At 45.9% G+C, this 7977-nt stretch carries 6 protein-coding genes and 1 pseudogene; 2 read left to right on the top strand and 5 right to left on the bottom strand.

The genetic code is table 11. The features are described from left to right. The 4 genes and pseudogenes from QUB26_RS30585 to folK form a co-directional block, all read right to left on the bottom strand. Positions 1-261 (bottom strand): annotated as a pseudogene (locus tag QUB26_RS30585) (Uma2 family endonuclease); the annotation flags it as partial. 113 nt (positions 262-374) lie between these two features. Beyond that, a complete protein-coding gene (locus QUB26_RS30580; protein ID WP_333243330.1) occupies positions 375-1826 on the bottom strand; it encodes an FAD-binding domain-containing protein in 1452 nt (483 codons plus the stop codon). Positions 1827-1975: 149 nt separating this feature from the next. After that, positions 1976-2524, bottom strand: a complete 549-nt coding sequence (locus QUB26_RS30575) for an NUDIX hydrolase (protein ID WP_333055091.1) — start codon at positions 2522-2524, stop codon at positions 1976-1978. 184 nt (positions 2525-2708) lie between these two features. Next, positions 2709-3191 (bottom strand): 2-amino-4-hydroxy-6-hydroxymethyldihydropteridine diphosphokinase, encoded by a 483-nt coding sequence (folK, locus tag QUB26_RS30570; RefSeq protein WP_333321072.1) that lies wholly within the window; start codon positions 3189-3191, stop codon positions 2709-2711. A gap of 348 nt (positions 3192-3539) precedes the next feature. Here folK and QUB26_RS30565 point away from each other — a divergent pair, with 348 nt between their 5' ends. Further along, complete coding sequence (locus QUB26_RS30565; protein WP_333321070.1) at positions 3540-4007, top strand: hypothetical protein; 468 nt, start codon at positions 3540-3542, stop codon at positions 4005-4007. A 286-nt stretch (positions 4008-4293) separates the two neighbouring features. Further along, complete coding sequence (locus QUB26_RS30560) at positions 4294-6642, top strand: PhoX family phosphatase (protein WP_333243315.1); 2349 nt, start codon at positions 4294-4296, stop codon at positions 6640-6642. A 435-nt stretch (positions 6643-7077) separates the two neighbouring features. Here the strand turns inward: QUB26_RS30560 and QUB26_RS30555 are convergent, their stop codons facing one another. Continuing rightward, positions 7078-7644: a Uma2 family endonuclease gene (locus QUB26_RS30555; RefSeq protein ID WP_333243310.1), complete on the bottom strand. Its 567-nt coding sequence runs from the start codon at positions 7642-7644 to the stop codon at positions 7078-7080. Positions 7645-7977 lie beyond the last annotated feature (333 nt).

Below are 7977 nucleotides of genomic sequence, written 5' to 3'. Positions count from 1 at the left end.
GAAGCTAAGTGTCGGTTTTCCAAAAAAACAATACATCATATCATACTTTTGTATACTTGCAAAATCGGGATGCTCCCTAGCTTTCTCATGTTCTGGTAGTGGCATCCTAATCTCCAAAGTTCCTTGACTGTAAGCTATTCTAGAGCCACGGTGTTCTCCCAACTCTTCTAAAATTGCTTCAAATTCCTGCCAGTTGACATCATTGAACAGCACTCTATGTCCAGGTGGTACAATGATTTGTCTTAATTGCAGAGTTACCATTTCAACCTCCGATTTATTTAAGTTTATTCTAACTGATACCATCTTTTAAGTTTAGGAGTGTACAGCGCCCCTCAACTTAATTTACTGGTAAATATCGCCAAAAATCTAGCAGTCTAACCTGCGTTTTTTTGCTGGCTGTAAAGTTCCTTAAACTTTCGCTGCTGCTCGTTGTGCTCTACGATTGGAGACGGATAATGAAGAAGTCGGCGTTCTAAAGGTGAAATATTTCCTGTTAGCAAAAGTTTAGTATCAACGCGGCGCAATTCTGGAACCCAGTGCCGAATATACTCCCCTTCCGGGTCAAATTTTTGAGCTTGACTCGCCGGATTGAATATTCGCAAAGGTTTCGGATCCATACCACTCGATGCACTCCACTGCCAGCCGCCGTTGTTAGCAGAAAGGTCGGCATCTATCAATTTTTGCATGAAGTATTTTTCACCCCACTGCCAGTTAATAATTAAATCTTTGGTGAGGAAACTGGCGACTATCATGCGACAGCGATTGTGCATCCAACCTGTCTGATTTAACTGCCGCATTGCTGCATCGATAATAGGATAGCCTGTTTTGCCTTTACACCAAGCTTGAAAGAGCTTTTCATTGTTCTCCCAAGGAAAGTCTTTGAATGCTTGACGGTAGGGGCCGTCTGCTAATTCTGGGAAGTTATACATGGCGTGTTGGTAAAATTCTCGCCACGCTATTTCCTGTTGCCAAGTACGGATGCTTGTAGACGCTTCTTCGCTGCTGCAAGTGTCCATTACTATTTGGGTAGCTTGCCAAACAGTGCGGATGCCAATTGCACCAAATTTGAGGGCTGCGCTGAGTTTGGATGTGCCGTTAATGGCGGGAAAATTGCGCTGTGCTTGATATTTGTAAATTGCCCGATCGCAAAATTCTTCTAATTTTTGTTGCGCTGCATCTTCTCCGGGTTCTATTACTAAGGGATTTTCCCAAATAAATCCCAAACTAGAGGCAGTTGGCACTGTTTCCATTGCACCTGCTTGGTTGGCGATTGCTTGTTCTTCGGCGGTTAAGCCGGTCATTAATTCCAGATAAGTTATCGGCAGTGTCTCTACTGGTTGGGCTTTGGGTTTACTGTTCCATTTTTTCCAAAATGGTGTATAAACCGTGTAGGGAGTCCCTGTACCGCTGCGAATTTCATCTGGGGCGTGCAGGAGTTGATCCCAGAAATTTTGAACTTGAATTCCTGCTTGTTGGAGGGCGTTTGAGACGGAAATATCGCGCTGTTTTGCGTAGGGTTCTACATCCCAGTTCCAAAATACTGCTTGAGCATTTATAGCTGTTGCTAATCTCGGTATTCCTAGAATCGGGTCATCTTGAATGATCAGCAATTGACTGCCTGCATCCCTGTAACGCGAGGAGAGTTTTTGCAAGCAGCCGATCATGTATGTGACTCGGGCTGGCGCTACGTCATCGCGATTTAGGATATTGCGATCGAGACAAAAAATTCCGACTACTTTCGGGCTTTGCTGGCGCGCTGCTGCCAGCCCGATGTTGTCAGAAATACGCAAGTCGCGGCGGTGCCAAAATAAAATTAGATTGGATATATCAGACATTCGATTTTAGATTTTAGATTTTAGATTTTAGATTTTACAGTTCTGGACACAAGCGGGTTCAAAAACCCGGTTTCTAAGTTAATATTTATCGGTTGGACGCACGATTTTTATAAGAAACCGGGTTTTTCCGTCAGTCAGATTTACATCAAAAAGGGACGTGCCAAGAAAAAGCTAGAAATAGATTTTGCATCAATGGGTTCCCCAGCTAAGATAGCTTTTTCTAATTCTTCTGGAGTGAATAGAACTGTTTCAATGTCTTCGTCATCATCTTGTGCTGGCGGCTGTTCCAGTTTTTCCAAATCTTGGGCTAAGAAAGCATAAATGATTTCGTCGGAATAACCGGGGGCGAGAAAAAATTGCCCTAATTTCTGCCATTTTCCGGCGCGATATCCGGTTTCTTCTTCGATTTCGCGTTTGATAGTTTCGGCGGGATTTTCATTGATTTCTACTGTACCTGCGGGAAATTCTAAAATTCGCCCTTTTGTGGCAAAGCGATATTGGCGTACCAAGACGAGTTTACCTTCGGGTGTGACGGGAACTGCAAGTGCTCCGCCTGGGTGGCGAATACATTCCCACTCGCCTTCGGAACCGTTGGGAAGACGGAGGGTGGCTACGTCAAAGTTGAATTTGCGCCCTTGGTAAAATAGGCGTTGTTTGAGGAGTTGGGGTAGTTCTTGACCGATCGACATAAGCGACAAGCGAATAATGTTTGATTGCACCGATTTAAGACATCATAGGCGATCTAATACGATTTTAGATTTTAGATTTTAGATTTTAGATTGGGAATGACTGATAACTATCACAGTTTGGAGCTTACTTACGGTTGCATTTTTTTTACTGGTACGATCGGTGAATTGTACTCACTTTTTACAGTTACAATTTTTGCACTCCCGAACAGTCTGCGGTTTGCAGGAGTTGGCCGATCGCACTTTTCGTCACCGGATGCACCCAATCCGGGGCAATTTCTGCTAAAGGTACTAATACAAAAGCTCTTTCGGTCATCCGGGGATGAGGTAGAGTCAGTGTGGGAGTTTCTAGGATTAAATTGTCGTACAGCAGCAAATCTAGATCGAGGGTTCTTGGCCCCCATTTTTCTCTGCGAATTCGATTAAATTTTATTTCAATTTCTAATAATTTTGCTAGTAATTGTTCGGGTTTTAGTGCAACTTCTAGGATGGCACAGGCGTTGATGTAATCGGGTTGGGGCGGCCCGACGGGGGCGGTTTGATACCAGCTTGAATGGGATTTTACTGCTATTCCTGGGGTGTTGTTTAGGGTTACGATCGCGCTAGAGAGTGTGGCTAGGGAGTCGCCTAAGTTGCTACCGAGGGCGATCGCACATTTTGTTAGTTTCATAAGGAAGAAGGAAGGCACGACACGGATTTTGACACGGATACACGGATTAATTATCTAGTTTTCCTTCTGAGGTTGAAGGAAGAAGAATAACGCGGGGGCTGGTTTATCAACATCCTTTGCTACTGACAAGTATTTCGAGTAAAACTGAGATATTGCACCATTATCAATAACCATTCTATGGGCGGACAGGATGCCCAACCCACAAGAAAAGGCACTTGTTGTGGAACAGGCATCTTGTCTGTTAAGCGGAAATATGGTGAGACAAAATATTATTTTAATTTAAGCTTAACAGTCTGTTAAATTTTATTAACTATTATTGACAAGTGTTAGTATTTAGTTTCAAACATAATGAATTTGTACCTACGCTTATTGTCGGCTGTCATTCTAGCAATTATCAGTTTAACAGCAAGTATATCAATAGGTTTGGCTGAAACCAAAGAGCGCTACCTTACCTTAGATTCGGACGGCAGTCAATCTTTTGCGAGTTTAGTGCAGCAGGCGGAAGATTTAGCGAAAGAGTCGATCGCCCGCGAGTTTCAGGAAAATCCGGCATTAACAGAAGTTACAATCATCATTACAGCCGATCGCAGCCGACAAAGGGTTCCAGTTTTGCGATCGAGAGTATCCCGTCGCGACTGGCAACAAGATGCGAGAATCGAACAGTGGACTAGATATTTTGCCGATGCTCAATTGCTGCTGGGATTCAGAAACGGCAGTATTTCGTCCCCAAATTCTGGATCTTCGCAAGTGATGAATGTACCTGCGCGTAGTCGATCGACCTCCAGAGAAAATGATCCAGGTTTTCGAGATGATTGAAATCGGCCCGCGCAGGGCGGCAAACAGGGCATGGCATCGGGCATTGGTAACAAATAACAAATAACCAACAGCACGACACGGAAATCACGGATACATGGATAGATATTTTTTCCTGAATCTCTCTCTCTATTCCCAATTACCACTTGCCAATGAGAATATTTAACTTTTTGTTAACCTAAATACCTCCCAATTTTAATTAACCTTCAGGTTAACTCCCCTTAATTTAATAGTGATAGAGTTTCATACGGAATCATCTGATTAGGGAAGTTGGGCTGAACAGGAATTTATGTCTAAAATAACTCGCCGACAACTGCTAATTTTCTTCGGCAGCAGTGCAGCTACCACTGTGCTTGCCCCTCAAGTAACTAAAACACTATTCGGCATCAATTCCACCTCGGCCGAAGCTGTAGTTCCGCTATCTTTCACTCCGTTAAGACTTCCCCACCCGCTGCCGATTTATCGAGAATTGTCCAGCTTTATGCCGATGGGCTTAAACGGACAGGGAACCGTGATGGCTGCCTCACAGGATACTAGATTAACGAGTTACAGCATTGTTGACGATGTGGTTGTGCCGCCGGAATACGAACGTTATGTGATTGTCCGCTGGGGCGATCGAGTTTTTCCCAATCCGGCAGACTATTTCGGCTACAACTGCGACTACACCGGCTTTGTAGGCCTTCGCGGCAGCAATGACGACGGTTATCTCTGGGTTAACCACGAGTACGTATCCTTCCCAATGTCGAAAGAGGCACCCGATACCCCGTCAGACTTGGCATCATTTCCAACAACCGAGCGCGCCGTCCTGGGTATAGACTTATCCGTAAAGAATCGCGATACCATCGGCGAATTCCTGTACAATCTCGGTGGTTCGATCGTCCGCATCACCAAACAAGCCAACGGCAGATTTCAGGCGATCGCCGGCGACCCCCTCAACCGCCGTATTCACGGACTTTCCGGCCTCGGAATCAACAGCCAGCGTACCGACAAATACAAAGATGTCACCTCCTGGGGAACCAGACAAGGGGACGACAACTACCTCATCGGCACGGGCCCTGCAGCTACCCAAGTCTTCGCGCAAGTCAACACCGACGGACTCGGCAACCGCATCATCGGTACAGCCTACAACTGTTCCGGCGCCACAACCCCGTGGGGTACAATCTTCTCCGCCGAAGAAAATTTCCAAGGTAGCGAAGCATTTTTCGTCGGGGTTCAGGAAAACGTCAAACCCAACGGTGGCCAAACCAGCTACGCCAAGGGCACTATCGGTGAGGAATTCGGCTTAGTCGGCGAAAAATACGGCTGGATGGTAGAAGTCGATCCCCAAGATCCGAGTTTCCGCCCCCGGAAGCACTCATGGTTGGGCCGTTTCCGCCACGAAAACGTCGCGATTCGCGCTGAAGCAGGCCGCAAGTTAATAGGGTACATGGGGGACGATCGGCGCGGCGGACACACCTGGAAATTTGTCAGCAACGGTAATGTCACCAATCCCGCAGATAAAAACAACAGCCGATTGTTTGAAGATGGGGTTTTGTACGTTGCCCAATATAACCGCAACGGTACTGGAAGATGGCTGCCACTGACATTAAATACCCCGACAAATCCGGTGCGTCCTTCTAGAGTTGGCGAGGCGGAATTAGCAAGTTTTGGCAAAGCTCAAAGAGATGCCGCTACTCGCTTGCCCAAACGCGCCGGAATTGCTGGTCAAACCGAAGACGGCGGTTCTTTTGTAGTAGATACAACCAATGAAGCAACAGCAATTTCGGGCTACCAAAATAAAACTCTGGCTAATTTCTACAGCAGCCAAGGTGCGGTTTTAGTTGATGCTTTCTTAGCTGCTAATTTGATTGGTGGCACTCCGACGGCACGCCCGGAAGATTTGGAAGTTAATCCTACTACGAAGGAAGTTTTCATTGCTTATACTGACGGCGCACCGGGAAGCGACGGCTATCCAGATTCTCGCATTTTTAATGTTGCTAAATACGGTAGCGCAGTCAACAGCAATCAGCAGTCGGGAGGACTTTACAAAATAATTGAAGACAGTCCTGATGGTGCGGGTTTGACGTTCCGCTGGCAGCGTTTGGCTCAGGGTGGAGAAGCCGGTGCGGTAGATGGGGCGGGATTTGCTAATGCAGACAATTTGGATTTTGACCCTCAAGGCAATGTTTGGGTCGTCACTGATATGTCTACGAGCACGCACAACGGTTTTGATGTCGGTGCGAGTGGAGAGCCAAAGACGATCGACCACAACAAGACTGGAAATGTGTCAGATTTGACTGGTGTTTTCGGCAACAATTGGCTGTTTTACATTCCGACTTCTGGGCCGAATGCAGGAACAGTAATTCCGTTTGCTTACGGCCCGAACCGATGCGAAATGACGGGGCCGACTTTTGTGGGAGATACGCTGTTGCTTGCGGTGCAGCATCCTGGGGAAGATTGTCCGATCGATGATGGTACTGTACTGAGTCGGCAAATTGAAATGTTGGATTTGAACGGTGCTGTTTTTAATCAGACTCGTAGTGTTTCTCGCGGCAGTTTGTGGCCGAGTAATATTGAGAATGACAGGCGTCGTTCGCCGATGCCGTCGGTGATTGGAATTCGTCGCGTGCGATCGACTCCAACGGGCCAGTTTGTTTAAATCTCATATCTTGCACCATTCTCGCTTAACAGGCTTTTCGGCCTGTTCCACAAGAAAATTCACTCTTTGTGGAACAGGCATCTTGCCTGTCCATAAAAAGTTTATTGAGAATGGTGCAACATCTCAGTTTAAATTGGACTTACGCATCGGGGCCCAGAAACCGGGTTTTTACGAATCTGGAGTAAAATTATATGAACCGCGAGGCACGCGGACGCGAAGAAAGAGAAAGAAGAAGATATAGCAATCCTTGCAGGAGTCGTAAATTTTTTACCCCACCCCAACCCTCCCCTTATTAAGGGGAGGGAGTAAGAAATTCAAAAATGATGCGAGGATTGCTATACTGTTTTTTCTTCGCGCTCTTCGCGTCTTCGCGGTTCGTTCAAATACTAAAAAAAATTGCTACAATAATTAATATCAAATCCCTAGACAGCGAAATTATTCAGAAAATTGTACTTGGCGATATAAATCGGCGATCGCAATTTCTAGATTCACCGATTCAAGTTGCAAGGAATCGCCTAAACCATACTCGAAGAGAACCCATTGCCCCTGTTGATTGCGCCGAAATATCTCTACTCCTGGCTGTTCAACTTGCACCAAGACATATTCTTGCAGTGTTGAAAATTGGCGGTATTTAGCAAATTTAATGCCGCGATCTGCTGCTTCTGTGGAAGGCGATAAAACTTCGATAATTAAGGAAGGAAATTGCACTAATTGCGGATCGTTATCGCGATCGTCGCAAGTTACCACAACATCAGGATAAAAATATTTTTGCCCTCGTTCCACTTGGACTTTGACATCCGCGATGTAAGGTTCGCAAGGGCGATCGACAAGGGCATCATCTAGGATTCTGAAGAAATTTCCTGAAATTCGATTGTGATTGCGGCTGCCCCCGCTCATGGCGACGACTTCGCCATCCCAATACTCGTAGCGTTCCTCTTGGGTGGGTTCCCAAGCGAGGTATTCTTCTGCGCTCATCGATGGGCGATCGGGTAAGGCAACCATAATGCGATCGAGAATCAAGTATGTTTCTATAATAGCTTGAAGAAAAAGCGATTAAAAGGGCGGGTTTTTGAGATTGTCAATTATTGGCAGATATTTTTAGTGAACCCGCCCCTACCGTATTAGGGGTAATCGACCGGACATGATATCAGAGGTTTTGATTCCTCTGATTTAGATATTCCTCAAGCCTCCTGGGTCTGACCGATTCTCAGCCCGTCAGGGACTAAATTCCTCATGTAAGTCACTGTAATTTACTAAGGATCGCGAATTAAATAACTTACAATTTTAATTGTTATTGTGGGATGGGCGTCCCGCCCGTCCTTTCTGGACGGGCGG

The organism is Microcoleus sp. B4-C1 (assembly GCF_036705285.1).
In the GTDB taxonomy this organism is placed as follows: Bacteria; Cyanobacteriota; Cyanobacteriia; order Cyanobacteriales; family Microcoleaceae; genus Microcoleus.
This window is presented reverse-complemented; position numbering and strand designations above follow the sequence as displayed.